17 protein-coding genes and 1 tRNA gene are annotated in these 26,257 nt (G+C 76.0%); 12 read left to right on the top strand and 6 right to left on the bottom strand.

From position 1 onward, the window contains the following. Window positions 1-326: 326 nt before the first annotated feature. The 4 genes from JOE68_RS28270 (at window position 327) to JOE68_RS28285 (ending at window position 5,851) form a co-directional block, all read left to right on the top strand. Window positions 327-2,237, top strand: coding sequence for a Calx-beta domain-containing protein (locus JOE68_RS28270; protein ID WP_204845421.1), 1,911 nt, complete (start codon window positions 327-329; stop codon window positions 2,235-2,237). Between the two features lie 94 nt (window positions 2,238-2,331). Beyond that, complete coding sequence (locus JOE68_RS28275) at window positions 2,332-3,303, top strand: SDR family oxidoreductase (RefSeq protein WP_204845422.1); 972 nt, start codon at window positions 2,332-2,334, stop codon at window positions 3,301-3,303. 359 nt (window positions 3,304-3,662) lie between these two features. Further along, on the top strand, window positions 3,663-4,403 hold the full coding sequence (locus tag JOE68_RS28280; RefSeq protein WP_307819950.1) for an alpha/beta fold hydrolase: 741 nt from the start codon (window positions 3,663-3,665) through the stop codon (window positions 4,401-4,403). A 209-nt stretch (window positions 4,404-4,612) separates the two neighbouring features. After that, a complete protein-coding gene (locus JOE68_RS28285) occupies window positions 4,613-5,851 on the top strand; it encodes a PP2C family protein-serine/threonine phosphatase (RefSeq protein WP_204845423.1) in 1,239 nt (412 codons plus the stop codon). A 53-nt stretch (window positions 5,852-5,904) separates the two neighbouring features. Here JOE68_RS28285 and JOE68_RS28290 read toward each other — a convergent pair whose 3' ends face one another. After that, a complete protein-coding gene (locus tag JOE68_RS28290) occupies window positions 5,905-7,431 on the bottom strand; it encodes a bifunctional 3-(3-hydroxy-phenyl)propionate/3-hydroxycinnamic acid hydroxylase (RefSeq protein ID WP_204845424.1) in 1,527 nt (508 codons plus the stop codon). Between the two features lie 263 nt (window positions 7,432-7,694). Between JOE68_RS28290 and JOE68_RS32030 the strand changes: the two genes are divergently transcribed. The 3 genes from JOE68_RS32030 (at window position 7,695) to JOE68_RS28305 (ending at window position 10,004) form a co-directional block, all read left to right on the top strand. Next, the gene (locus tag JOE68_RS32030) at window positions 7,695-8,930 is read left to right on the top strand and encodes a hypothetical protein (protein WP_275584750.1); all 1,236 of its coding nucleotides are present in this window, start codon (window positions 7,695-7,697) and stop codon (window positions 8,928-8,930) included. Window positions 8,931-9,013: 83 nt separating this feature from the next. Next, the gene (locus JOE68_RS28300; RefSeq protein ID WP_204845425.1) at window positions 9,014-9,355 is read left to right on the top strand and encodes a hypothetical protein; all 342 of its coding nucleotides are present in this window, start codon (window positions 9,014-9,016) and stop codon (window positions 9,353-9,355) included. 190 nt (window positions 9,356-9,545) lie between these two features. Continuing rightward, window positions 9,546-10,004, top strand: coding sequence for a GNAT family N-acetyltransferase (locus JOE68_RS28305; protein WP_204845426.1), 459 nt, complete (start codon window positions 9,546-9,548; stop codon window positions 10,002-10,004). A gap of 12 nt (window positions 10,005-10,016) precedes the next feature. Here JOE68_RS28305 and JOE68_RS32035 read toward each other — a convergent pair whose 3' ends face one another. After that, entirely contained in the window at window positions 10,017-13,304 is a 3,288-nt protein-coding gene (locus JOE68_RS32035; protein ID WP_307819951.1) for an ATP-binding protein, read from the bottom strand. A gap of 602 nt (window positions 13,305-13,906) precedes the next feature. Between JOE68_RS32035 and JOE68_RS28320 the strand changes: the two genes are divergently transcribed. Together JOE68_RS28320 and JOE68_RS32040 are read left to right on the top strand one after the other, a co-directional pair. Beyond that, window positions 13,907-13,978: transfer RNA gene (locus JOE68_RS28320), tRNA-Arg, on the top strand. A 22-nt stretch (window positions 13,979-14,000) separates the two neighbouring features. Continuing rightward, complete coding sequence (locus JOE68_RS32040; protein WP_204845427.1) at window positions 14,001-16,310, top strand: hypothetical protein; 2,310 nt, start codon at window positions 14,001-14,003, stop codon at window positions 16,308-16,310. A 55-nt stretch (window positions 16,311-16,365) separates the two neighbouring features. Here JOE68_RS32040 and JOE68_RS31520 read toward each other — a convergent pair whose 3' ends face one another. The 3 genes from JOE68_RS31520 to JOE68_RS28340 form a co-directional block, all read right to left on the bottom strand. After that, a complete protein-coding gene (locus tag JOE68_RS31520; protein WP_204845428.1) occupies window positions 16,366-17,487 on the bottom strand; it encodes a cytochrome P450 in 1,122 nt (373 codons plus the stop codon). 266 nt (window positions 17,488-17,753) lie between these two features. Beyond that, a complete protein-coding gene (locus JOE68_RS28335; RefSeq protein ID WP_204845429.1) occupies window positions 17,754-18,410 on the bottom strand; it encodes a hypothetical protein in 657 nt (218 codons plus the stop codon). Window positions 18,411-18,737: 327 nt separating this feature from the next. Next, entirely contained in the window at window positions 18,738-19,583 is an 846-nt protein-coding gene (locus tag JOE68_RS28340) for an NAD(P)H-binding protein (RefSeq protein ID WP_204845430.1), read from the bottom strand. A gap of 337 nt (window positions 19,584-19,920) precedes the next feature. Here JOE68_RS28340 and JOE68_RS28345 point away from each other — a divergent pair, with 337 nt between their 5' ends. From JOE68_RS28345 to JOE68_RS28355, 3 genes are all read left to right on the top strand, one after another. Then, a complete protein-coding gene (locus tag JOE68_RS28345; RefSeq protein WP_204845431.1) occupies window positions 19,921-20,295 on the top strand; it encodes a DUF6292 family protein in 375 nt (124 codons plus the stop codon). Between the two features lie 528 nt (window positions 20,296-20,823). After that, window positions 20,824-22,587 carry an aa3-type cytochrome oxidase subunit I gene (ctaD, locus tag JOE68_RS28350; RefSeq protein ID WP_204845432.1) on the top strand — a complete coding sequence of 588 codons (1,764 nt, stop codon included), beginning with the start codon at window positions 20,824-20,826 and terminating at the stop codon, window positions 22,585-22,587. A 369-nt stretch (window positions 22,588-22,956) separates the two neighbouring features. Beyond that, complete coding sequence (locus JOE68_RS28355) at window positions 22,957-24,102, top strand: carboxylate-amine ligase (RefSeq protein ID WP_204845433.1); 1,146 nt, start codon at window positions 22,957-22,959, stop codon at window positions 24,100-24,102. Between the two features lie 322 nt (window positions 24,103-24,424). On the opposite strand, the gene JOE68_RS28360 is transcribed toward JOE68_RS28355, so the two are convergent. After that, complete coding sequence (locus JOE68_RS28360; RefSeq protein WP_204845434.1) at window positions 24,425-25,924, bottom strand: amidase family protein; 1,500 nt, start codon at window positions 25,922-25,924, stop codon at window positions 24,425-24,427. Between the last annotated feature and the right edge of the window lie 333 nt (window positions 25,925-26,257).

Consider the following 26,257-nt stretch of genomic DNA (forward strand, 5'->3'; position numbering starts at 1 on the left):
CCGGCCGGAATCCGGTGCGAACCGGTTCCGAACCGCGTCTCACCGGCCCTGGCCTGGGCTGGACGTGACCGTAGAAATCGGGCGCCGTCACCCGGGAAGAGCACTGCCCGCACCACCGGTGCCTTAACACGATTTCTGCGTCACACCGCCGGCGGCTGGTTCTGCCCACCCGGGTCGGAGATGCTTTTCGCTACGTTTCCGCGCCGGGACGCCGCGTTCCGCCGACAGCGGTCCGCGGCACCGCGCCGAACCGATTCGCGAGCAGCGCCCGATGTCGTGCCGCATCGTCCGGGCGCGCTCTGGCAAACGACCTCGTTGGAGGGTCCATGTCCGGTTCCAGAACGAGAGAGCACCTGCGGAGGTCCATCGCCGCCGCCGCGGTCGTGCTGACCACGTGCGCCGCCGCGGTGGTCGTCGTCGCGCCGCAGGCGGCGGCCCAGGTCGACCCCCCCGACGTCGAGGTCACCCTCGGCCCCGGTGCGAGCACGACGGTGGCCAAGACGGTCACCACCCCGGTCGTCCCGCCCAACCCGGACCTGGTGTTCCTGGCCGACACCACCGGCAGCATGGGCGGCGCCATCGCCGACGTCCGGGCCAACGCGGGCGCCGTGACCGGCGAGGTCCTCGACGCCCAGCCGACGGCCCGGTTCGCGGTGACCGAGTACCGCGACGCCGGCGACCCGTTCGTCTTCCGCGTCAACCAGGGCCTGACCGCGGACCCGGCGGCCGTGCAGAGCGGCATCGACCAGTGGGTCGCCAGTGGCGGCGGGGACATCCCCGAGGCCGCCGTCAACGCCCTGTTCGAGATCGGCAGCGGCGCCATCGCCTTCCGGCCGGACGGCACCCGCATCGTGGCGTGGTTCGGCGACGCGCCCTCGCACGACCCGAGCCAGGGGCACTCGCTGGCCGACGCCATCGCCGCCCTGCAGGCCGCCGACGTCCGCGTCATCGCCGTCAACGTCGGCCCGGCCGGCGGCGGGCTCGACGCCGGCGGGCAGGCCAGCGCGATCGTCGGGGCGACCGGGGGCGTGCTGCTGAACAACGTGCCGCCCGACCAGGTGGCGCAGGCCATTCTGGACGGCATCGCGGCCGTCCAGGTCACCGTGACGCCCTCGGTCACCGCGTGCGACCCGCAGCTGACCGTCGGCTTCACGCCCGCGAGCCGGACCGTGGCCGGCGGCGAGGCCGCCGGGTTCACCGAGACCATCGCGGTGGACCCGGGCGCCCCGGCCGGCACCTACCACTGCACCGTCGACTTCCTGGTCGACGGCGTCTCGCGCGGGTTCGTCGAGCGGAACACCGTGCACGTGCCCGGCCTGTCGATCAACGACGTGACGGTCGCGGAGGGCGACGCCGGCACGACCCCGGCCACCTTCACGGTGAGCCTGGACCGCCCGAGCCCCGCCCCGGTGACGGTCGACTTCGCCACCGCGGACGGGACCGCGGTGACGCCCCAGGACTACGCGCCGGCCGCCGGCACGGTGACCTTCGCACCGGGGGAGACCACCAAGCCGGTCACCGTGCCCGTCGTCGGCGACGTGGTGGACGAGCTGGACGAGACCTTCACCGTGGCGCTGTCCGCGGCGGGCGGCGCGGCGATCACCGACGCGGTCGGCGTCGGCACGATCGTCGACGACGACCGCGACGGCGTGTTCTCCTGCCGCGCCAGCGCGGTGAACCTGGTCGGCATCGAGCCGGTCGTGGCCAACCCGCACAACGTGCCGTGCGCGGACGACAGCCGGACGCTGGCCCAGGTCGACCTGAACGCCGCGGCCCTGGCGGTGAAGGCCAAGGCGCTCACGGCCACCACCGACCAGACGCCGGACGACCTGGAGTCGGCCCCGCCGGCCGCGGGCGACAACGCCACCGCCACCGCCCAGGTCGACACGACCACGATCAGCACCCTGGGCCTGACCATCGAGGTCGGCGTGGTCAAGGCCAGGGCCACGGCCCGGTGCGAGCCCGGCGGCGGCGGGTTGGCCCCGCAGTTCTCGGGCAGCTCGACCATCGCCTCCCTCAAGATCAACGGGGTGTCGACGGCGGTCGGCTCCGCGCCGGTCACCATCCCGCTGCTGATCGGCTCGCTGCGGCTCAACAGCACCGAGACCACGGCCACCTCGGTGACCCAGCGGGCCCTGGTGCTGGACACCGCGCTCGCCGACGTCGTCGTCGGTGAGGCGCACGCCGACGTCCACGGCACCGGCGCCCACCCGAACGGCCACCCCTGCACCGGCTGACACCCGGGCTCCGCACCGGAGCGGGCCGGCGTCGAAGGCGACGCCGGCCCGCTCCGGCGTGGTTGGGCGCCGGGGTGGCGGGTACGTCGTCACCATGCGCATCCAGGACTTGGCAGTCGTGATCACCGGGGCGTCCAGCGGCATCGGGCGGGCCACCGCGCTGGCGTTCGCCGACCGGGGGTGCGCCGTGGTGCTCGCCGCGCGCGGGGCCGATGCGCTGGCGGCTGTCGCGCGGGAGTGCGAGAGCCGGGGCGGGCGGGCGACCGCGGTGCCCACCGACGTCGGCGACGCCGAGTCCGTGCGGGAGCTGGCGCGGGTGGCCGTGGAGCGGCACGGGCGCATCGACGTGTGGGTCAACAACGCCGCGGTGACGGTGTTCGGCGCGTTCGAGGACATCCCGCTGGAGGACTTCCGGCGCGTGCTCGACGTCAACGTCATGGGCTACGTCCACGGGGCGCGCGCCGCGTTGCCGGTCATGCGCGAGCAGGGCCGGGGAGTGCTGGTCAACGTGTCGTCGATCGTCGGCGCGGTGACGCAGCCCTACGCGCACGCCTACACGATGTCGAAGTTCGCGGTCCGGGCGCTGGGCGGGAGCCTGCGCCAGGAGTTGCGGCTGGCGCACGGGCGCGGCGTGGCGGTCTGCACCGTCCTGCCCGCGACCATGGACACCCCGCTGTTCCAGCACAGCGCGAACTACACCGGCCGGGAGGTCGTCGCGATGCCGCCGGTCTACGCGCCGGAGCGGGTCGCGCGCGCGATCGTGCGGCTGGTGCGGTTCCCGCGGCGGGAGGTCGTCGTCGGGCCGATGGGCCGCGGCCTGATCCTGCAGTCGAAGTTCGCGCCGGGGCTGGTGGAGCGGCTGATGGCCGGCCAGGTCGACCGCGCCCACCTGTCCCGGCGCACCGCGGCGCCGCCGGCCTCGGGCACCCTGCACCGGCCCGCGGCCGGCCGCGGGTCGGTCGTCGGGGGCTGGCACGGGGCGCGGCGCACCGCGGTGCGCCGCGCGGCCTCGGCGGCGGCGCTGCTGGCCGGCGCCGCGGTGGCGACCCGACGGTGGTGGAGGTGACCGGTCGGGGCGCCGCCGCTGGGGGTGCCGCCGCTGGGGGTGCCGCCGCTGGGGGTGCCGCCGCTGGGGGTGCCGCCGCCGAGAGCGCCGCCGCTGAGGCTGCCGCCGCTGAGGGTGCCGCCGCTGAGGGTGCCGCTGCCGGGAATGCCGCCGGAGACATTGCCGCTGAGGGTGCCGCCGCCGGGGACACCGCCGCTGGTGACACTGTCGCTGAGGGCGCCGCCGCCGGGGGCGCAGCCGCCCGGAGCGGTGCCCGGCGTGCTGTCCCGGGCGGTGCCCGGCGTGCTGTCCTGGACGCCGCTCGACGTGCCGCCCGGAAGGTCACCGGCGACGGCTGGGACGCCGCCGAGTACACCGGGGTGGCCGGGACGCGCGTGCACGCCGCGGTCCTCGGCCCGGCCGGGGCGCCCGAGGTCGTGTGCGTGCCGGGGCTGGGCTGCTCGCACCGCTACTTCCGGCCGCTCGCCCGGTGGCTGGCGCCCGCCGTGCGGGTGGTGGCCGTCGACCTGCCGGGCTTCGGCCGCACGCCCGGCCCCCGCGAGCCGCTGGACGTGCGCGGGCTGTCCCTCGTGCTGGGCGGGTGGCTGCGGGCGACCGGGCGCGGCGGCGCGCCGCTGGTCGCGAACTCCGCCGGCTGCCAGGTGGTCGTGGACCTCGCCGCGCACTCCCCGGACCTGGTCGGCCCGGCCGTGCTCACCGGCCCCACCGTCGACCGGCACGCCCGCTCGCCGCTGCGCCAGCTCGGGCGGCTGCTGGCCGACGTGCCGCGCGAGCACCCGGCGCTGGCCCTCGTGCAGGCCCGGGACTACCTCACGGCCGGCCCGCGGCGGCTCGCCGGCACGTTCCGCCACCTGCTGGCCGACCCGGTCGAGCGGAAGCTGCCCCACCTGCGCGCGCCGACCGCGGTGGTCCGCGGCGGCCGCGACCCGATCGCGCCGCGCCCGTGGGTCCGGGAGGTGGCGGCGCTGCTGCCCGACGGCCGGTTCGCCGAGGTGCCCGGGGCGGGCCACGCCCTGAACTACTCCGCGCCCGCCGAGCTGGGCGGGATCGTGCTCGCGCTGCTGGCGGAGCGGGCGGCCGGGCGCCGCGGTGGGGCGTGACCGCGCCGCGCCCACCGGGACGCAGGGGGCCGGCGCCCCACCGGCGGCGGGAACGGGCAGGTCCGGTCGGTGGTGATCGTCGCGGGTGCGTCACCCCTGCCCGCCGCCGGTCCGGGTATGGTGGTCGTTCGGCACCGGTTCGCGTGACGCCCCGTCGCGCGCTCGTGCCGGTCACCCGGGTGCGCGGGTGGGATGTGGACGGGGTTGGCATGGGCGTCGCTCGGAACTCGGAGCTGAGGCTGCGGGTGTTCGAGGCGGTCACCGACGCCGCCCTGCGGGACCTCGAACCCGAAAAGCTCTTCGAGGTCATGCTGTGGCAGGTGCACGAGCTGTTCGCGGTCGACACCGCCACGGTCCTGCTGGCCGACGCCAGGGGCGAGCAGGTGGTGGCCAGCGCGGCCGTCGGGCTGGAGGAGGAGGTCCACCAGGGCTTCCGGGTGCCGGTGGGCACGGGGTTCGCGGGGCAGGTGGCGCAGGAGCGCAAGCCGGTGCGGATCGACCACGTCGACCAGTCCACGGTGGTCAACCCGCTGCTGTGGGAACGGGGCCTGCTGGCCCTGCTCGGCGTGCCGATGGTCGCCCAGGGCGACCTGGTCGGGGTCCTGCACGTGGGCGCCACGGTGGCCCGCCGGTTCACCGACGAGGAGGTCGAGCTGCTGCAGATGGTCGCCGACCGCCTCGCGATGGCGGTGCACGTGCACCGCTCGCGCGCGGAGCGGTCCGCGGCGGCGATGCTGCAGGACAGCCTGCTGCCCGGCCTGCTGCCGACCCCCGAGGGCTGGGAGCTGGCCGCCCGCTACGTGCCCGGAGCCGGCAACGGCGTCGGCGGCGACTGGTACGACGTGTTCGACCTGCCGGGCGGGCGCATCGGCCTGGTGATCGGCGACGTGGTGGGCAACGGCCTGCCCGCCGCCATCGTGATGGGCCGGCTGCGCAGCGCGCTGCGGGCCTACGCGCTGGAGTTCGACGACCCCGCCGTGGTGCTCGGCAAGCTCGACCGGAAGGCCGACCACTTCGAGCACCACACCATGGCCACGGTCGCCTACGCCGTGGTCGACACCGCGACCCACCGGATGGACCTCGCCCTGGCCGGCCACCTGCCGCCGGTGCTGGCCGAGCCCGGGCGGGCGGGGCGGTACGTGGACGCCCCGGTCGACCCGCCCATCGGCTACAGCCTGGCGGCCACCGGCCGGCGCGGCGCCGTCGTCGACGTGCCGCCCGGCGCGCTGGTCGCCCTGTACACCGACGGCCTGGTGGAACGCCGCGGGCAGGACCTGGACGACGGCCTGGAGCGGCTCCGCCGGGTCGTGTCCCCGACGGCGCCGGAGGACGCCTGCGCCCGGATCATGAGCTGCCTGGTGGGCGACCGGCCCGCCGCCGACGACATCGCCCTGGTGACCATCCGGCACACCCCCGGACCGGACCGGCCCGACGAGCGGGCCCGGTAGCGACGGCCGCGCCGGCCCACCGCCCGATCGCCCGCTCCGAGCGGCCCGAGGGGCTATTCGCCTCGATCGGCCCGCGCACCGCCCTCCCCGGCCCCGCCGGGCAGGTCCACCCCGGTGGCGTGCACGAACCGGTCCGGGCGCAGCACCGCCACGTCCGTGCCGTGCCGGGCGAACCACGCGGTGAGCACGCCGTCCACGTCCTCGACCGCCGTGATGTCGCCCGGCGCGGCCGAGCCGGGCGGCACGACGCGCACGAACCGGGCCACCGGGCCCCGCCAGCCCAGCGCGGTCGCCGCGCCCACACCGGGGCCGACCACCGCGAACTCGGCGCCCAGCACGTCGTCCAGCGGGACCCGCCTGCCGCCGACGGCGACGTCGGGCTGCGGGAACATCGTGCCGACCGCGCCCCGGCGGTCCGGCAGCGCGGGCCGGGGCTTGAACTCGAAGTGCCGGATCGCGCGGCGGACCCGCGGCACGGCCTGCGCGGCGCGCAGCACGGCGTCGCGGACGGCGGCCCCGGCCCTGCTGCGCACCAGGAACACCCGGCCCAGGCGCAGGCTGGTCCGCGCCATCGCCTCGGTGTGCGGGCGGCGCTCGGCCTCGTAGCCGTCGAGCAGCGCGTCGTCGGCGTCGCCGCGCAGCACCTGCGCGATCCGCCACGTCAGGTTCGCCGCGTCCCGCAGGCCGCTGCACAGGCCCTGCCCCAGGAACGGCGGCATCTGGTGCGCGGCGTCGCCGAGCAGGAACACCCGGCCGTCCCGCCAGCGGTCCGCGACCAGGTGGTGGAAGGTGTAGACGACGGCGCGGGTCACCTCGAACCGGTCCGGGTCCACGTAGGGCGCGACCAGCTCGCGGATCGCGCCCGCGCCGGTCATCGCCGCCGGGTCCTCGCCGTCGAGCAGCATGAACTCCAGCCGGTGGGTGCCGAACGCGCCCGGTGACACGAACGCGGGCCGCCGCCAGTCGCAGACGAACCGGGTGGCGGCCACGCGGGTCGCCCCCGGTTCGACGACGCCGGAGACCGCGAGCCACGGCTCGGCGTTCGACGTGCCGGTGAGCCCGATGCCGGCGGCCACGCGGGTGGTGCTGCGGGCGCCGTCCGCGCCCAGCAGGTACCGGGTGTCGACCTCGGTCTCCCGCCCGTCCTGGCGCAGGGTGGCGGTCACGTGGCCGTCGTGCCGGGTCAGGCCGGTCAGCTCCGCCCCGGTGCGCAGGGTGACGTGCGGGAACCGGGCCAGCCCCCGTCTCAGCGTCGCCTCCAGCCGGGGCTGGTCGAAGAAGTGCAGGGGTTTCGCGCCGAGGCCGAAGTCGACCTCGTCGAGCGCGATCTCGGCGAACACCCGGCCCCTGGCGTTGACGTACTCGGCCCGGCGGGGCGGGTAGGTGTCGCGCTCGACCTGCGCGCGCAGGCCCGCCTGCTGGTAGACGCGCAGCGCCTCGTCGTCGCAGGAGAACGCGCGCGGCTGCCCGTGCGGCTCGGCGCTGCGCTCGACCACGAGGGTGCGCACGCCGCGCGCGCCCAGCAGGTTGGCGGTGAGCGCGCCGACCGGCCCGCAGCCGATGACGACGGCCTCGTACATGGGATCTCCCTCCGCTGTGGCTGACGGCGGTCATCGCAGCGCAGGGCTGTGGAGGTCGTGTGGAGGCGCCGGTGGAGGCGCGGTCGCGGACATCCGGGGTGGACTTCGCCACGGGGGTCGGCAGTGCCCGCCGCAGAACGCCGAGAGTGTTCCGAGTGGAGTCGAATTCTGTTGTGGTGCAACGGGGTTCGGCCGTTCCGTGGATCGCCAACCGTTTGCCGGGTGGTCGATGGTGGGGGTACTGGTGAGCGAGAGGGGTGCTGATGCGCGGGAATGTTTCGGTGGTCGGGGTCCTGGTGTTGGGTGTGGGTGTGGTGGTCGTGCCGCCGGCTGTTGCGGTCGCGAGGCAGGTTCCGTGTGACACGCCGAGTCTGGTGAAGGCGGTCGGGGATGCCAACGCGGCGGGAAAGCGGGTTCGGTTGTCGTTGGCGGGTGGGTGCACGTATCGGGTGGATCGGGCGATCGGGGACAACGGGTTCCCGGTCGTCACGGGGGATGTGGAGTTGGTGGGTGCGGGGACGGTGATCTCGCGGCATCCGGCCGCGCCGCGGTTCCGGTTCTTCCGGGTGGCGGTGGGTGGGCGGTTGGGTATCGAGGGTCTGGTGATCACCGGTGGGCATACCCGTGACGGTCTGGCGCCGGGTGGTTCCGGTGGTGACGGTGGCGCCGTGCACAGCTCCGGTGAGTTGGTGATCGGTCGCAGCACGTTGTCGGGCAACCGCACGGGTGACGGCGCCGTCGGCGTGATCGGCGCGGACGGGAACCTCGACACCGCCCAGGGCGGCGGGGGTGGTCACGGTGGTGCGATCTTCAGTGACGGCATCGCGCTGCGGATCTCGAAGTCGGTGTTGGCGGGCAACAGCACCGGTCGGGGTGGCTGGGGCGCCGACGGGCTCCGCGGGAAGGACAATGCCGCCGACGCGGAGCAGCTTCGCGGCGGGCCCGGTGGCGAGGGCGGCTGGGGTGGTGACGGTGGCGCGATCGCGAACCACGCCGGGGTGTTCGAGCTGCTGCACTCCTCGGTCGAGGGCAACCGGACCGGGGCGGGTGGGCCGGGCGGCGCGTCCGGTCGCGGCGGCGACAACGCCAACGGACCCGGCGGCGATGGCGCCAGGCCCGTGTCGGGCGGTCCTGGCGGTTCCGGCGGCGGGATCGCCCTGAGCGACAGCGAGGTGAACATCCAGGGCGGTTCGGCGACGGGGAACACCACCGGCGACGGCGGCCCGGCCGGCCGCGCCGGCGACGGCGGCAACGGCGGCGCGGGGGAACCGGGGGGCAAGGGCGGGGGCGAACGCGGTGGCCGCGGACGGGCTACGGGCGGTGCCGGTGGTTCGGGCGGCGCCCTGTCGATCAGTCCCCCTGATGGCGACGAGCAGGCGGTCACCCTGTTCGGCTTCGAGATGGCGGGCAACCGGACCGGCAACGGCGGCGACGGCGCGCGCGGCGGCAACGGCGGTGCACCGGGGGGAAGGCCGGCAGCGGCGCCTCGGGCGGAGTAGGCGGCAACGGCGGCGGGCTCGTCCTGCGCAGCGGCTACTTCCCCAAGGGGGTCACCGCCACCCAGGTCAGCTACACCGACAACGTGACCGGCAACGGCGGCAACGGCGGGGACGGGGGCCTGGGCGTCCCGGACCTCCGGGACGGCCACGCCGGCTCCGGCGGCAGGGGCGGCAACGGCGGCGGCCTGTACGTCGCGAGGCGGGGTCCCGTGGACCTCTCGCTCAACTACTTCGTGCGCAACGCCACCGGGGCCGGTGGTCGGGGCGGTCTGTCCCCCGCTCCGGACATCCCCGACGGCAGCGACGGGAACCGCGGTGGCGGCGGCGCCATCAACCGGGAGAACCTGACCACGCAGGTCACCTTGAGCCAGGTGTACTTCACGGACAACGACCCGGACAACTGCCGCGACATCCCCGGGTGCTGACCGGCGGGCGGCCCCGCCTCGCGCAGGACCGCCGACACCGACTTGCCCGCGCGGACCTGCGCGGGCAAGTCGTCGGTCGGGGCGCCGCACAGGCCGCGCCGATCGTGCGCTGTGATCGTGCGCTGTGATCGTGCGCTGTGATCGTGCGCTGTGACCTTGCGCTGTGACCGGCACCCCTACACTCCGACGGGTGCGGTCCACGACCATCCGGCGCGCCGACACCTCGGACGCGGCACGTCTCACCTCGTTGGTGCAGCGGTCCCGCGCCTACCGGGGGCACTACGCCTCGATCATCTCCGGGTACGAGGTCACGGCCGACTACATCGCCGGGCACCGGGTCTTCGCGGCCGTCGACGCGGCCGGCGCGGTGCTGGGCTTCTACGCCCTGGTGGTGGAGCCACCCGAGCTGGACCTGGCCTTCGTGGCGGACGAAGCGCAGGGGCTGGGCATCGGCCGGCTCCTGATCGAGCACATGATCGGTGAGGCAGGCAGGCTCGGCCTCACCGGGGTGCGCGTGGTCTCCCACCCCCCGGCGGAGCAGTTCTACCGGCGCCTGGGGGCACGACGCGTGGGGACGGTCGCCCCGTCGCCGCCGAAGGTCACCTGGGAGCGAGCGGAGCTGCGGTTCACCATTCCCCGCACGGCATGACCGGCCCCGGGCTCATGACCACTCGTCGCGGGCGGTGGCCTCGTGGCGGGCGGCGGGCTCGGCGCACCCCGGGATCCGCTTGCGGGGCGCGGCCCGGGGGAAGCGGGCCAGCAGCAGGCGGGCGCCCTGCGCCTCGGCGGTCGCGCGGCCGTCCGCCAGGGCGCGCGCGTCGCGCCCGGCCAGGCCCCGGATCCGGTGCAGCTCGGCGGTCAGGACGTGCTCGCCGACCGCCCGCGCGGCGGCCAGGCCCTCGTCGGCGAGCACGACGGCCTCCTCGCGGCGCCCGGCGGCGAGGTGGGCGTCGGCGACGGCGGCGGTCGTGATCGTGCGGGTCGAGCGCAGGCCCAGGCGGTAGATGCCGTCGGCGGCGGCGCGCAGGGCCGCCAGCCGGGACGCGTCGCCCCGGCGCACCGCCGCCCACTCGGCGAAGAAGTCGCCGGTCGTGACGAAGTGCGCCATGTGGCCCTCGGCGCCGATGCGGCGGCACGCGCGGGCGGCTTCCGCGGCCGCGGTCGCGTCGTGCTCCTGCAACGCCGCCCAGCCGGTGAACAGCTCCGCGTTGCCGCGGCCGTACGGGTCGCCGGTGCGCTCGGCCAAGGCGCGCGCGGCGGCCAGGTCCGGGCGGGCGTCCAGGCCGCGCAGCGACCGCGCCAGGGCGCGGAACTCGTGCACGGCCAGGGTCGGCGTGCGGCCGGTCTGACCGCGCAGCAGGTCCTCGTCGAGGTGGTCCAGCGCGGCGGTGAGGTGGTCGTCGGCGGCGGCGAGCCGGCCGCCGAAGTAGGCGGTGACGCCCAGCAGGTAGTGGGCGGCGGTCCTGGTCAGGCCGCCGCCGTCGAGCGCGAGCAGCCGCTGGGCGATCCCGGCGGCCCGCGGGAACTCGGCGCGGTTGCAGGCCAGTTCCCCCAGCGTCCACAGGGCGGTGCCCAGGTCCGCGGCGCGGGCGCGCGGCGGGTCCGGGCGGGTCAGCAGGTGGTGGGCGCGGGCGGCGGCCTCGGCCACCGCGTCGCTGCCGATGCCGACGGTGATCTGCAGCAGCGACGTGCGGCGCAGGTGCACCGCCAGCTGCTCGGCCGGGTCGGTGAGCAGGGCCGCGGCGCGGTCGAGGTGGGCCAGGGCGTCGGTGAGGGCCAAGCGGCGGGTGGCGTCCTCGGCGGCCTCCAGCGTCCAGCGCAGGTGGTCGGCGCGGCGGTCGCGCGCCCGGCCGTAGTGGTGGGCCAGCTCGGCCGGCGTGAGCAGGTCGCGGGCGGTGTCGGCCAGGCGGGCGTGCAGGGCGGCGCGCCGGGTCGGGGACAGGTCGGCGTAGGTCGCCTCGGCGAACAGCGGGTGCCGGAACCCGACGACGCCCGGCGCGGTCTCGGTGACCAGGTGGTCGGCGGCGGGGGAGGGGACGCCCACGACCGCGATGTCCAGGTCCCGGCCCGCGACGCTGAGCAGGTCCAGGCAGTCGCGGGTGGCCTCGTCGAGGGCGTGCAGGCGGCGGCGGACGGTGTCGCGCACGCCCGGCGGCGGGTCGTCCGGCGAGGTCAGCAGCTCGGTGAGGAAGAACGGGTTGCCGCCGGTGCGGGTGACCAGCCGGTCCACCGCGGCGGCCGACGGGGCCGCGCCGGTGTGCTCGCGCACCAGCTCGGCCACCGCGTCCGGGCCGAGCCCGGCGGGGTGCAGGCGGCGGTGGCCGGGGGAGCGGGCCACGTCGGCGAGCGCGGCCACCAGGTCCGGGTCGTGCTCGTAGGGGCGCAGCGTCGCGACCACCAGCGCCCGGGACGCGGGCAGGGCGGGCGCCAGGTAGCGCAGGAGCAGCAGCGAGTCGGGGTCCGCGGCGTGCAGGTCGTCCAGGACCAGCACCAGCCCGGCGGGGGCGGCGGCGGTGTGGACCAGGGCGGCCACGGCGTCGTAGGCGCGGAAGCGGGCGGCCGGGTCGAGGCGGTCGGCGCGGTCGGCGGCGAGCGGACCGGTGAAACCGGCCAGCGCGGGCTCCGCGGCGCCCGGCGACAGCGCGCGCACCACCTGCGTCCACAGCCAGAACGGCGGCATCTGCCCGATGTCCGGGCACCGCGCCCACACGACCGGTGTGCCGGCCGCCGCGGCGCGCGCGCCGACGGCGCGGGCCAGGCTGGTCTTCCCGATGCCCGCCTCGCCGACCACCGCCACGAACCGCCCGCCCAGGTCCCGGGCGGCTGCCAGCACCTCGTCGAGCAGCGCGAGTTCGCGCTCGCGGCCCACCAGCCGCACACCGCCGTGCGCGGTGGCGCGCGGGTCCGCGTGGCCGGGCGGTGCGGCGACCTCCGGTGCGGTGGTGCTCCCTGGTGGGACGGTGCTCCTCGGTGCGGCGGTGCTCCCTGGCGCGGTGGTGCTCCCTGGTGCGGCGGCTGTCGGCGAGGTCGCAGCCGGTGCGGCAGCTGTCGGTGAGGTCGTTGCCGGTGCGGCCGCTCCCGGTGGGGCGGTGCTTCCCGGTGGGACCGCGGTGCCCGGTGGGGCGGTGCTCCCCGGTGGCGGGGTCCTCCCCGGCGGGGCGGCGGGGACCGGCAGGGCGATGGCCCCCGGCGGGGCGGCCTCCGGCACGTCCTGGGCCAGGATGCGCCGGTGCAGGGCGCGCAGCGCTTCCGCGGGCGTCACGCCGTGCTCCTCCAGCAGGACGCGCCGCCCCTCGTCGTAGACCGCCAGCGCCTCGGCCTGCCGCCCGGCGCGGTAGAGGGCCAGCATCAGCTGCCCGCGCGCGGGCTCGCGCCCGGGGTGCTCGGTCACGAAGCGCCGCAGGTCGGGAAGGACCTCGTGGTGCCTGCCGAGCGCCACGGACGCGGTGAGCAGCCCCTCCTGCGCGACCAGCCGCGCCTCGTCCAGGCCGGCCACGTCGGCGCGGACGGCGGCGAGCCGGACCGCGACCTCGCCCCGCCACAGGCCCAGCGCGGCCCGGTAGCGGTGTTCGGCCAGCGGGGCGTCACCGACCGCGAGGGCCGCCGCCGCGTCCTCGGCGAGGGTGGTGAAGCGGACGGCGTCCACGGCCTCCGGCGGCACGGCCAGCTCGTAGCCGCCGGGCCGGCCGCGCAGCAGCCCGGCGGGCGCCCGGTGCCCCCGGCCGGGTTCCAGGACGCGCCGCAAGCCCGCCACGTGGGTCCGCAGCGTCACGGCGGCGCTGGCGGGCGGGCGACCGTCCCACAGGGCGTCGACCAGCCAGTCCGCGGACAGGAACCTGTTGGGCCGCAACAGCAGCAGCGCCAGCAGGTCGCGCTGCCGCGGACCGCCGACCGGTACCTCGACGCCGTCGCGCTCCACCCGCAACGGCCCCAGGAGCGCGAACCGCACGACCTGACCCCCGGGCTGCACGACGGACACCGACGACGAACGCGACTGCGGGCCACCGCGGCAACGCACCCGCTCCACGGCGACGGCCGCCCACTCGGGCCGCACCGACCGCCGCGCCCGGTGCATTTTAAAGAGCGGCGCCGGTCGCGCACCACCAGGACCGGTCCCGCCACGGGGACCGCGGTCCGCCAGTCGGTTGTGGACGGCCCCGCCCTGCCCGTTTCCGCCCTGCCCGTTTCCGCCCTGCCCGTTCCCGCCCTGCCCGTTTCCGCCCTGAGCGGACATCCGGCCGAGCGGCGCGGTGCCCTCGCCTCCCGCACCCGGCCACCGCCCGGACCGGCGTGGAGGCCGGCGCCGGGCGGTGGCCGCGGGCGTCCGGCGTCGTCACCGCGGACGTCGCCGCTGCCGGGATCCGCTGTCGGGACTTGCTGTCGGGACTCGCTGTCGGGACTTGCTGTCGGGAGGCGCCGGCCGGATCCCGGTTCCCGGCTCCGGGTGCGCGGGTCGGGCCGGATGCCCGCGACCCGCCGCCGGGCGCCCGGCGCGCGAGTCGGGTAAATCGGGAGCGACCGGGGCGCGGGGCGCCTATGATCGGCGCGCACCATGGAGTAGATCAGTGGTAGATCGCCCCGCTCCGGACGGGGAGGGCGCGGGTTCGATTCCCGCCTCCATGTCTGACCACCCGTGGAGTCCGCCGTGCCCGAAGAGCGCCGCACCGCCTCGCCCGGCTACGCGACCGGCCGGCTGGCGAGGGCCGTGGCCGCGGCGTCGGCCGCGGGGTCCGAGGCCGACCGCGAGCGGGCGCTGGCGAAGGCGCGGCGCTGGCAGGAGGTCCTCGGCGGGATGGCCGACGGCACGCTGGCCATCGGCTCCCGCACGCCGGTCGAGGGCGTCCCGGCGTGGGTGACGCCGGAGGTCGCGGACGGCGGTTTCGCGACCGGCCGGTGCCTGGCCGAGGCGCCGCTGTCGGCGGCCGAGGCGCGGCGCGTCGCCGCCCTCCCCGACGACGTGCCCGGCCGCAACGACCGGGAGCGGCTCAACCTCTTCCACCTCGGCGACGCGGGCCTGGCCGAGCTGTGCGACGCCGTGCGCGGCGGGCGCTACCGGGTCGAGCTGCCGGAGGACGCGGCGCTGCCGGTCGTGGCCCTGCTGCTGGAGAGGGGTTTCGCGGAGCAGGCGCTGGACCTGGTGGCCGAGCTGCGGCCCCTGCTGCACCGGCTGCGGCTGACGCCGCGCCCCGAACCGGCCGCCCGGCCCGCGGGCTCGGCCGTCCGCGTCGTCCCGGTGGGGCGGGCCGCCGCCTCGCTGCGCGCCGTCGACGTGCCCGAGCCGGTCGTCCGGATGCGCGACGCGCTGACCGTCTGGGACCCGCTGTACGACCGGCTGGTCGCGCTGTGGTGCCGCACGGTCGAGGGGGAGCTGCCGCACCTGGACGCGGACGGGGCCGTGCGCGGCGGTTGGCCGTGCCGGACGTGGCCCGCCGACTGGGCGGCCTCCCGGGCGCGGTGGCTCACCGACTACGCCGACGCCTGCCGCGCCCACGCGCCCTCCCGGCGGCAGACCGACCCCAAGCACAACTTCGCCCGGCTGCGGTGCGCGCTGGAGTCCTGCCGGGACGGCAGCGCCGCCCTCACCGCGCGGGACGTCGGCCGGATCCGCCGCGCCATCGCGAACACGGTGAGCCGCCGGGGCGCTCCGGGGTCGCCGCGCCGCGCCGCGTGGCACGCCGCCGGGGTGAGCGCGGTCGCGGGCCCGACCAGCGCCGCGCTCGCCGGCGTGCTGGCGGACCGGCTGGACCGGTACCCGGCGGACGGCGGCCTGCCGGCGCTGGACGTCGCGACCGCCGCGGTGTCGCCGGCCGAGACGACCACCGAGGTCCCCGCGGGCGCGGCGATGCCGCACCACTTGGTGCGCAAGGCGGCGCGGTCGCTGGAGGCGCCCCCGGACGAGCTGGTGCGCCTGGGCGTGATCACCTCGGGGGAGGTGCTGGCGCTGGTGCTGCCGCAGCTCACCTCGCGGCTGCTCGGCGCGGCGTTCGACGACCCGGCCGTGGCGGGGCTGCACGAGCAGACCTACACGGCGTTCCGGCGCCGCCGCGGCCTGCTGCTGCTCAACCTCGAGCACCAGGTGCGCTTCGACGAGCTGCCGTGGGTGCGGGCGCTCGCGCCGTGCCGGTCGGCCGGTCCGGGCGGCGCGGTGGCCGCGCGCCGCGCGCTGCGGCAGACCGCGGCGCTGGCGCTCGACGCGTTCCCGCACGCCCTGCTGCCCAACCGGTTGGTCACCGAGCTGAGGGCGCTGGCGGAGCAGGCGGACCTGGCGCTGCCGCTGGTGGAGGAGGTGGCCGCGGACATCTTCACGGGCGCCTTCACCGCCAAGTGGCGCGAGGCCGCCGCGGTGGCGAGCCGCCTGCTGGCGGGCACGCTCTACGCGGCCTACTACGACCTGCCGGCGGACTGGTCCGCGCCGCAGCGCACGGTCCTGCGCTGGGGCAGGCGCACCGCCGCGGACTTCACGGCGCTGTGCCGGGAGCGGGCGGGCGTCACCGGCGGCGGCGTCGCGGCCAACGGCATGGTGCTGGAGCAGAGCCAGGTCCTGACCACCCACAACCTCGCCGTGCTGGTCGACGCCCTGGACCTGACCGATCGGCTGCGCGAGGGCGCGCCGGACGCGGCGTGGCGCGCGCTGACCTGGGTCGTGCGCCGGCTGGCCCAGCGCGTGGACCACCGGCACGCGGCGCTGATCCAGGTCAAGGACGCCGCCTGCGCGTGGCGGCAGGCGCTGTTCCTGCTCAGCTTCTGCGAGCCGGCCGTGCAGCGGTCGCACGCGCGGCGGCTGCACGAGCAGGCGCGCGGTACCCGGCTCGAACCCGCGGTCGAGGGGCTGCTGCACGTGCTCGGCGGTGGCCGGTTCACGCCGACCGGCGCGGTGGCCGGTGGCGCGGGCAGGAGGTTCCTCGGCTGGACCGACGGCAGGAGCCCGTTCCTGGCCCGGGTCGGCCGCGGCTGAACCCGGCGCGGACGGGGCCCGGCGCGCGGGAAAGCCGTTGCCCGCACCGGTTTTTTCAGCGCTGCGGCCCGTCCGGGACCAGGGCGAGCCGCAGCCCGCGCGGCGCGTTCAGGACTCCCCGCGCCGGCGCGGGGGCGCGCCGCGGCACGACGCGGTGGGTCCTGAGCACGGTGGCCAGCACGACGACGAGTTCGGCGGTGGCCAACCGCGAGCCGGGGCAGAAGCGGGGCCCCAGGGCGAAGGGCAGGTAGGAACCGGGGGAGGCGGGGCGGCGACGCCACGGGTCGAACCGGTCGGGGTCCGGGTGGGCGGCCGGGTCGCGGTGGTTGACCCAGGGGCTGAACAGCAGATCCGCACCGGCCGGGAAGCCGAGGACGGGCGCGTCCAGCACGCGCCGCAGCTGCCAGACCGGCGGGTGCAGGCGCAGCGCCTCGCGGACGACGGCCCGGCACAGCGGCAGGTCGGCGGGGTCGGGGCGCGCGCCGGCCTCGGCGCGCACCCGCGCCTGGACGTCGGGGCGCAGCGACAGCTCGTGCAGCGCCCACGCCAGGGCCGCGGCCGGGACGTGGTGGCTCGACAGCAGCATCGTGCGCACCGCCAGCGCGGTGGTCCGGTCGTCGAGCCCCGCACCGGCCAGCGCCGCGACGGGTCCGGAGCGGGGCGCGCGGGCGTGCAGGTGCTCGCGGACGGCGGTGAGGGTGGCCGACTGGGCGCGCAGCAGCCGACGCCGGCGCAGCGGCGACCACGCGCGTTCCGCGGCCGACAACTCCGCACCGACGAGGCGGGCGAGCAGCGGGGCCGGCCCGTCCAGCAGGCAGTGGGTGTTGACCGCCGACATCAGGCGAGCCGCTTCGGCGACCACGTCGAAGCCCTCCGCCGACGCCCACCCGGTCGCGGCGCGCCGCGCGTGCGCGGCGATCACCGGGGCGAACCGGGCGACGGCGGACCCGGTCAGCTCCGGTCGCATGGCCTGCCGCGCCGCCGTCCACCGCTCCAGGCCGCCCGTGCCCCAGGCCGTCGCCGCGCCCTGCTCCGCCCTGGCGGTCAGCGCGTGCTCGTCGGCCAGCAGCCGTTCCGTGGCAACGGGTTCGGTCACCAACCACGCGCCGGGGCCCAGTTCGACCACGCCGTTCCCGGACCGCGCCTCGGCGGCCAGCGCTCGCCGCGGGTCCCTCACGGCAGTGGTGTCTTCCGGGATGCCCTCCGGGGTGCCCCACCCGGTGCTGCCCTGCGGGGTGCTGCCCGGGGTGTCCTCCCCGGGCCGCCTGCGCGGGCAACCCGGGAGGACGGCCCGATCACACCGCCGGGTAGGCGTAGTAGCCGGGCTTGGCGAAACGACGACGACGCAGGACCTTCTTCAGCAACTTCACCGCACCGCTCCTCAACTGGGAGCACCCATTGTCATCAGATGATCACGCCAAGTCAACGGATCGCGTGGCCCGATCAGCCCGAGACGTAGCCCCAGTAGGCGGTCAGCAGGTCCGGGATGTCGCCGGCGCTGCGAAAGAGCCACTTCTCCGGCTCCCCCTCGGCCAGGCCGTGCTCGACGACCTCCACCAGCCCCTCGCGCAGCACGGCGGGCTCCTGGGAGTAGTTCTCCAGGTAGGACACCACCGACCGCGGCACGTCGTCCAGCCTGCCCAGCGCGTCGACCAGCTCGGTGGCGACCGGGGCGAACAGCTGGAAGTCGGTGTGCACGGCCAGCGCCGCCTCGCCGGGGCCGGCGTGGACGCCCACCCACGTCTCGGCCAGGCTGAAGTCGTGCACCTCCTGCGGCAGGTCGGCGCTGCGCAGCTCGTCGACGTTCAGCCCCACGTCGGCCGCCGCGACGTCGGTCAGCAGCCGCCGCTGCGAGAGGTAGAGGGCCGCCAGGTGGGCGAACACCACGCCGGGGACCTCGTGGGAGTGGCGGACCAGGAGGTTGCCGTACTTGACGATCTCGGCGTTCTGGGACAGGAACTCGGCCGCCACGAAGCGCTGCAGCTGTTCCGCGCTGACCCGCCCCGCCCGTGCGGCGGCGAGCAGCCCGTTGGTCTCGACCTGCTCGCGGATCGGGAGTCGGGACTGGTGGTCCTGGATGAGGTTGGCGGCGTTCGCCACGACTTCCTCCTCTGGTGGTCGGGTTTTCGCGGTCGAGCGGAACGCGGGCCCGGCCCGGTGCTCTTCCCCGTCCGAGCCCGCTTTCCGCGACACGCCAACCCTCGCGCCACCCGCCCACCGCGGCCACCCGGGCCGACACCGTCGGGTGCACCCATTGCGGGGTCCTGCACCGCAAGGCGCGACGGGCCTCACCGGCCCGCCGCGGCCGAGCGCGGATCAATCCACAAAGGACGGAAGACGTCTTCGGCGGTCGCGGCCGGAAACCACGACCTGCCAGTGGGCTCGTCCTGCCGCCGGCCGCGACCTGCCGGCGATCGCGTCCTGCCGTCAGGACGACCAACCGCCCGCGGCGGCGGTGGACCCGGCGAAGTCGGCGAAGGACCGCGGCGGGCGGCCGAGGGCGCGCAGCACGCCGTCGGAGACGTGCTCGTCCTTGCCCTCCCGCAGCGGCGCGACGACGTCCGCGAAGGCTTCGGCGTCCGCGCGCGACAAGCCCTGCCCGACCAGTTCCGCGACGTAGTCCTCGACCGCGAGCGGCACGTAGCGGACCTCGCGGCCGGCGGCCTCGGAGATGGTGGCGACCGCCTCGGCCAGCGTGACCGCCCGCGGCCCGGACAGCTCGTAGACCCGGCCCGCGTGCCCCTCCCCGGTCAGCGCGGCGACCACCACCGCGGCGATGTCCTCGGCGTCGACGAAGCTCGCGGCCCCGTCGCCGGCGGGCAGCCGCAGCTCGCCGGCGCGGACGGCGTCGGCGAAGAACCCCTCGCTGAAGTTCTGCGCGAACCAGCCCGGCCTGCTGATCGTCCACTCCAGACCGCTCTCCCGCACGGCGGCCTCGCTGTCGGCCAGGCCCGCCAGGACGCCGCCGCGGTCCCTCACGTAGCCGGGCTGGTCGATCCCGCGGCCCGAGGCCAGCACGACCCGCCGCACCCCCAGCCGCGCCGCCCGCTCCAGGAACGGGCGAACGAGCCGCGTGCCGTCCAGTTGGACGACGTAGGCGGACCGCACGCCTTCCAGCGCGGCGTCCCAGGTGCCGCGGTCGGTCCAGTCGAAGGCGTGCTCGCCGTTGCGGGCCGCCGCGCGGACCGGGAACCCCTGGGCGCGCAGGCGGCGCACGACACGGCGACCGGACTTGCCGGTCGCCCCGGTGACAAGAATCGGATGTTCGGACACGCGCTCAGTCAACCGGTCGGCGGTGAGACGTTCAATGGCCGAAAAGCTTGATCCGATGTCCCAGCGTCTCAGCTCTGGAGGTCGTCCTCTTCCCACAACAGCCGGCGCGCGAGCCAGTTGTTCGGCGACCTGCGTGGCCCGACCCGGGACGCCCTGAATCGGATCAGCCCTTGTGATCGCCCGAACAGGTTCATTTCCGTCACTGATGGGTACTCCGTCGTGGCGTCAAGCAGCCGGCGCATCGACTCCGGGAGACCCGGGCAGAAGGTGGCGGTGCGCAATGGAGCTGGATTTCGACGATGCCCTGGTGTGGGCTCTTCGCGGTTACGTCCGATCGGTGACGGGGCAGTTGGGGCTCACGGGCGAGTGCTGGTACGTGCAGACCGAGCCGACGGCCACCGTGTACCTGGCGCTGGACGGCCGGCTGCCGGGTTTCCCCGACCGGGACGTCGCGCTGATGTGGGACGAGGAGACCGGGTGGTCGGCGGCGGTCGAGACGCACAGCGGTGAGGACCTCATCGTCCTGGCCTACTTCGGCCCCGACCCCGTGCCCTCCCCGACGGCGGTGGCCCGGTGGGCGCGCCGGCTGTTCCGCGGCGAGCGGTGCGCGACGACCCGCCCCGCGGTGTCGCAGCCGACCCGCGACGACCTCATCCGCCGCATGGCGCCCTACGCCGCCGAGGTGCTCGTGCCGGCGTCGCGCGGGGCGTGATCCCCCGGGCGCGACCCTGATGCAATCGGCAGGCCGAACCGGGTCGGGCTGAGGCCGGGCTGAGCCGAGCGAGCTGAGCCGGATCGAGCCGGGCCGGGCCGAGTCGGGCCGAGTGAGCCGGGCCGGATCGAGCCGGGCCGAGCCAAGTCGGGCCGAACCGGGCTGGGCCGGACCGAGCCGGATCAAGTCGAGCCGGGCCGAGCAGGGCAGGGCCGAGCAGGGCCGGGTTGAGCCGGGCCGGGTCGAGCGAGCTGAGCCGGGCCGGGCCGGGTCGATCAAGCCGGGGCGAGCCGGATGAGCCCGTCCGCCGGGCGTTCGAGCACGTCAAGCCCACTGCGCCGCGCCACCCGCCGGGTGGCGCGGCGCGGGCCGACGGCTGGGCGGGTGATCCGTGATCACGGCGTGTAGACCCACCGGAACCGGGTAACCGGGCGCGTCCCCCGGCCGCGCGGCGGCTGTCGGGGACGTCGAAGAGGGGGGTCCCGAATCGGTGGACCCGTGCACCGCACCAACAAGCCGAGGACGGTCATGACGACGCTGAAGCCCACGCCGATCCTGCCGGTGGAGGCCGCGCGGCACAGCCCGAGGGGATCGGCGCTGCTGCGCCTGTTCCGCACGACCGATCACAAGGTGATCGGGATGCTCTACCTGACGACGTCGTTCGGGTTCTTCCTGGTGGGCGGCCTGATGGCGCTGCTGATGCGCGGCGAGCTGGCCCGGCCGGGACTGCAGTTCCTGTCCAACGAGCAGTACAACCAGCTGTTCACCATGCACGGCACGATCATGCTGCTGCTGTACGCGACGCCGATCGTGTTCGGCTTCGCCAACTTCGTCCTGCCCCTGCAGATCGGCTCGCCGGACGTGGCGTTCCCGCGGCTCAACGCGCTGTCGTACTGGCTGTACCTGTTCGGCGGCCTGATCGCGGTGAGCGCGTTCCTGACCCCGGCCGGAGCCCCGGACTTCGGCTGGACCGCCTACACGCCGCTGTCCAGCGCCGTCCACAGCCCCGGCGTCGGGGCGGACCTGTGGATCACCGGCCTGGTGATCAGCGGCCTGGGCACGATCCTCGGCGCGGTCAACATGATCACCACCGTCGCCTGCCTGCGGGCGCCGGGCATGACCATGTTCCGGATGCCGATCTTCACCTGGAACGTCTTCATCACCGCCCTGCTGGTGCTGGTGGCGTTCCCGATCCTGACCGCCGCGCTGCTCGGGCTGCTCGCCGACCGGCACCTCGGGGCGCACGTGTTCGACCCCGCCACCGGCGGCTCGATCCTGTGGCAGCACCTGTTCTGGTTCTTCGGCCACCCCGAGGTCTACATCATCGCGCTGCCGTTCTTCGGCATCGTCTCGGAGATCCTGCCGGTCTTCAGCCGCAAGCCGATCTTCGGCTACAAGGGCCTGGTCTACGCCACCATCGCCATCGCGCTGTACTCGGTGGTCGTGTGGGCGCACCACATGTACGCCACCGGCGCGGTGCTGCTGCTGTTCTTCTCCGCCACGACGTTCATCATCGCGATCCCCACCGGCATCAAGTTCTTCAACTGGATCGGCACCATGTGGAAGGGCCAGCTGACCTTCGAGTCGCCGATGCTGTTCAGCGTCGGCTTCCTGGTCACCTTCCTGTTCGGCGGCCTGTCGGGCATCCTGCTCGCCTCGCCGCCGATCGACTTCCACGTGCACGACACCTACTTCGTGGTGGCGCACTTCCACTACGTGCTGTTCGGGACGATCGTCTTCGCCACCTACGCCGGCATCTACTTCTGGTTCCCCAAGATGACCGGCCGGATGCTCGACGAACGCCTGGGGAAGGTCCACTTCTGGACCACCTTCATCGGCTTCCACCTGACGTTCCTGGTGCACCACTGGCTGGGCAACCAGGGGATGCCCCGCCGCTACGCCGACTACCTGCCCAGCGACCAGTTCACCGGTCTCAACACCCTCTCCACCATCGGCGCGTTCGTGCTCGGCGCCTCCACGCTGCCGTTCCTCTACAACGTGCTGCGCAGCTACCGGTTCGGCGACCCGGCCGGGCGGGACGACCCGTGGGGCTTCGGCAACTCGCTGGAGTGGGCGACCTCGTGCCCGCCGCCCCGGCACAACTTCACCGAGCTGCCCCCGATCCGCTCCGAGCGCCCCGCGTTCGAGCTGCACTACCCGCACATGGTCGAGCGGATGCGCGAGGAGTCGCACTACTCGGTGCTCAAGCGCGACCAGGGCGACGTCGGCGTCGACCGGGCCACCGAGAAGTACCTGGCGCCCACCGACCGCGAGACCGACCACGACGACTGACCTCCCCGACCGGCTTCGGAGGACCCGGTGGGCACCGGGTTGTCGCTGCCGGGCGTCGCCTTCCTGCCCGGCGGTCACGCCCGGCTGTCGGGTACGACTCGTGTGGCGCGCTCCGAGGAGCTGCCCGGCGCCGGAACCGGTGGGCGGTACCTCTGGGCAAGCGCGGTTTCACCCGTGGCTACCAGTGGTATTTCGGGGACATCTCCGGCGGTTCCGGGCCCCCGCCCGCAACCGCGGAAGAGGACTTCCGGTCGGTCAAGCAGCGCGCCGACACCCCGCGCGGTCGGCCTGCCCCGGGCTCCCCGTGGTCACGGTCCGCGAAGGCGGTGCGCCGTCCCGCGCGAACCACCAGCGAACGATGAGGACAGCATGGTCAACGCCGATCACCCCATCTCGTCCGACCTCGACGTGCCGACCCTGGGCGTGGAGGAGGAGTTCCTGGTCGTGGACCCGGGCAGCGGCCGGCCCGTCCAGGTGGCGGCCGAGGTCGTGGACCTGGCCAACCGGCTGGGCGCGGAGCTGCAGCCGGAGCTGACGCGCGTCCAGGTGGAGAGCAACACCCCCGTGTGCCGCACCATGCGCGAGGTGCGCGGGCACCTGCTGACCGCGCGGTCGGTGGCCGCGGCCGCCGCCCTCCAGGCGGGGGCGCAGCTGCTGGCCGTGGGCGTCCCGCTGGTCGGCCCGATGGCCCAGCCGTTCAGCGACTCCGACCGCTACCGGCGGATCGGGGAGGGCTACGGGCTGCTGGCCGCCGAGCACGGGATCTGCGGCTGCCACGTGCACGTCGCGGTCCCGGACCGGGAGACCGCCGTGCAGGTGTGCAACCACCTGCGCCCGTGGCTGCCGGTGCTGCTGGCGCTGACCGCGAACTCGCCGATCCACCAGGGCGTCGACACCGGGTACGCCAGCTGGCGCTCGGTGCTGGCCGGCCGGTGGCCGTGCTCGGGCGCGCCGCCGTACTTCACCTCGGCGGAGCACTACGACTCGGTGGTGGACATGCTGGTCGACAGCGGCACGGTGCTGGACCGGGCGATGGTCTACTGGGACGTGCGGCCGTCGGACCACCTGCCCACCGTCGAGGTCCGCGTCTCCGACGTGCCCGCCACGGTCGACGAGACGGTCCTGCTCGCCGCCCTGGTCCGCGCCTTGGTCACCACCGCGGTCGAGGCGATCCGGCGGGGGGAGCAGGCGGTGGTGGTGACCGGTGAGGAGCTGCGGGCGGCCCAGTGGCGCGCCGCCCGCGACGGCGTCGCGGGCGAGGGCGTCGACCTGGTCACCCACCGCCGCGTCCCCGCGGCCCACCTGCTGCGCCGGCTGGTCCGCCACGTCCGGCCGGCGCTGCGCCGGACCGGCGAGCTGCGCGCGGTCGAGTCCCTGCTGACGAAGGTCCTGCGCAACGGCAACGGGGCCGTCCGCCAGCGGCGGGCCTTCCAGGCCAGGGGGCGGCTGGAGGACGTGGTCGCGCTGCTGACCCGCGACACCAACCAGGACTGGGTGCCGGAGACCGCGGCGTGACCGGCGGCACGGCCGCCGCGTGACCCGTGGCACGACCGCTGTGCGACCGTCTGCGTGACGGGCTGTGCGACTGGCGGCGTGACCGGCTGTGCGATGTGACCGGCTGTGCGACCGGCGGCACGACCGCCGCGTGGCCGGCGGCATGACCGGCTGGGCGACCGTCTGCGTGACCGGCTGCGCGCCCCGGCCCCGACCGCCCGCGCCCGGCGCGGAGGCGGACCCGAGGGCCGCGCCGCACGACCGACCGCCGCTGCGGCGCCGCCCCCCGAAGACGTCGGGGGAGCGGCGCCGCAGCGGCGTCCGGGGCCCTGTCCCGGCAGGGCTACGGCAGCGTGGGCAGGTAGGCCGGGGCCCGCCGCACCGGCGCGGCCCGCTCGAAGGCCGCCGCGAACCGCAGGACCGCGGCGTCCGCCCCGTGCCCGGCCATGAACGACACGCCGATGGGCAGCGGGCCGGAGAACCCCGCCGGGACCGTGGCGTTCGGGTAGCCGGACACCGCCGCGGGCGTGGCGGTGCCCAGGCCGACGGGGTCCCCGGCGTAGTCGGTCCGCCACGCCGGCCCGTTGGTCGGGGCCATGACCGCGTCCAGGCGGTGCGCCGCGAGCACCTCGTCGATCGACCGGCGCGCCAGGTCGGTCGCGGTGCGGCGCTGGTCGAGGTAGACCGGGTCGGTGATCGGCGGCGCCTTCTCCGCCTCGAAGAGCAGGTCCTGGCCGAACCTGCCCAGCTCGACCGGGTCGGCCTGGTTGAACCCGATCAGCTCCCGCAGCGTCCGCGGCGCGCCCGGCCGCGTCCCGAGGTAGGTCTCCAGGTCGTGCTTGAACTCGGTGAGCAGCGCGGGCAGCGCGGCCTGCGCGATCCGGTCCTGGTGGGGCAGGTCGACCTCGACCACCGCGGCGCCGCCGCGCCGCAGCACGCCCACCGCGGACTCCACCACCCGGTCGACCTCGGCGTCGCGCCCCGCCCGGCGCCACACCCCGATCCGCGCGCCGCGCAGCGCGTCGCCCGCGAGCGCGGCGGTGTAGTCGACCCCGCGCCCCTCCAGGACCGACAGCAGGATCGCGGCGTCCACGACGTGCCGCGCCAGGGGGCCCGCGGTGTCCTGCCGCGTCGAGATCGGCACGATGCCGTCGCCGCTGATCCGGCCGAGCGTGGGCTTGACGCCCACGACACCGCTGTGGCCGGCCGGGCTCACCACCGACCCGCACGTCTCGGTGCCCACCGCGACCTGCGCCAGCGACGCCGCGACCGCCGCGCCCGACCCCGAGGACGAGCCGCACGGGTTGCGGTCGAGCACGTGGGGGTTGTGGGTCTGCCCGCCCACGCCCGACCAGCCCGAGGTCGACCACGCGGAGCGGAAGTTGCCCCACTCCGACATGTTGGTCTTGCCCAGCACGACCGCGCCCGCCGCGCGCAGGCGCCCGACCAGCTCGGCGTCGTCGACCGGCGGCACGAGCAGCGCCCGCGACCCCGCCGTGGCGCCCAGGTCCCGGGTGTCGATGTTGTCCTTGATCAGCACCGGGATGCCGTCCATCGGCCCGAGCGCCCGCCCGAGCGCGTGCCGCCGGTCGCTGCGCGCCGCCTGCTCCAGCGCCGTGGGGTCGACCACGAGCACCGACCGCACCTGCCGGTCCACGGTGGCGATGCGGTCCAGGTAGGCGCGGGTCAGCTCGACGGAGGTCAGGGTGCCGGCGGCCATCCGGTCGGCCAGCCCCGGGATCGTGGCCGCGTCCAGGTCGGGGGCGGGGCGCGGGTCGACGCCGGCGGGCCCCGGCGCCGGGCCGAGGGGCGCGCGCGGCGGCGCGTCGAGCGGAAAGCGCATGGCGCCCACCTCAGGCCGGCGCGCCGCCCGCGTCAAGACATCGGTCGTCACATCTGCGTTTCGACCCGCCCGTCACCGGGTATTCCCGGCGGCTCGACGGGGAACCGCGGGTGGCGAAGGCCGCTTCCGGCGGACCGCCGCGCGCTCGCCGTGAGGACGCTCGCCCGCGCAGGTGGGCGGCTCGCCGCGGCATCGCCCGTCACCACGGCGAGGTCGCCCGTCCGTGCGGTGGGCGGGGCAGGGGATCGCGAGCGGCGCTTCGGCAACGCGCTTGACCTCGCCTGATCGGGGTACACGGGTGCGAACGCGCGGGCTCGTCACGTCCCGCCGACC

The sequence above is a fragment of the Saccharothrix algeriensis genome (assembly GCF_016907655.1).
Taxonomy (GTDB): Bacteria; Actinomycetota; Actinomycetes; order Mycobacteriales; family Pseudonocardiaceae; genus Actinosynnema; species Actinosynnema algeriense.

Excerpts from the sequence above, each read along its gene's own strand:
- JOE68_RS28270 (WP_204845421.1), top strand. The coding sequence starts at position 327 with ATGTCCGGTTCCAGAACGAGAGAGCACCTGCGGAGGTCCATCGCCGCC.
- JOE68_RS28275 (WP_204845422.1), top strand. The coding sequence starts at position 2,332 with ATGCGCATCCAGGACTTGGCAGTCGTGATCACCGGGGCGTCCAGCGGC.
- JOE68_RS28285 (WP_204845423.1), top strand. The coding sequence starts at position 4,613 with ATGGGCGTCGCTCGGAACTCGGAGCTGAGGCTGCGGGTGTTCGAGGCG.
- JOE68_RS28290 (WP_204845424.1), bottom strand. The coding sequence starts at position 7,431 with ATGTACGAGGCCGTCGTCATCGGCTGCGGGCCGGTCGGCGCGCTCACC.
- JOE68_RS32030 (WP_275584750.1), top strand. The coding sequence starts at position 7,695 with ATGCGCGGGAATGTTTCGGTGGTCGGGGTCCTGGTGTTGGGTGTGGGT.
- ctaD (WP_204845432.1), top strand. The coding sequence starts at position 20,824 with ATGACGACGCTGAAGCCCACGCCGATCCTGCCGGTGGAGGCCGCGCGG.
- JOE68_RS28355 (WP_204845433.1), top strand. The coding sequence starts at position 22,957 with ATGGTCAACGCCGATCACCCCATCTCGTCCGACCTCGACGTGCCGACC.
- JOE68_RS28360 (WP_204845434.1), bottom strand. The coding sequence starts at position 25,924 with ATGCGCTTTCCGCTCGACGCGCCGCCGCGCGCGCCCCTCGGCCCGGCG.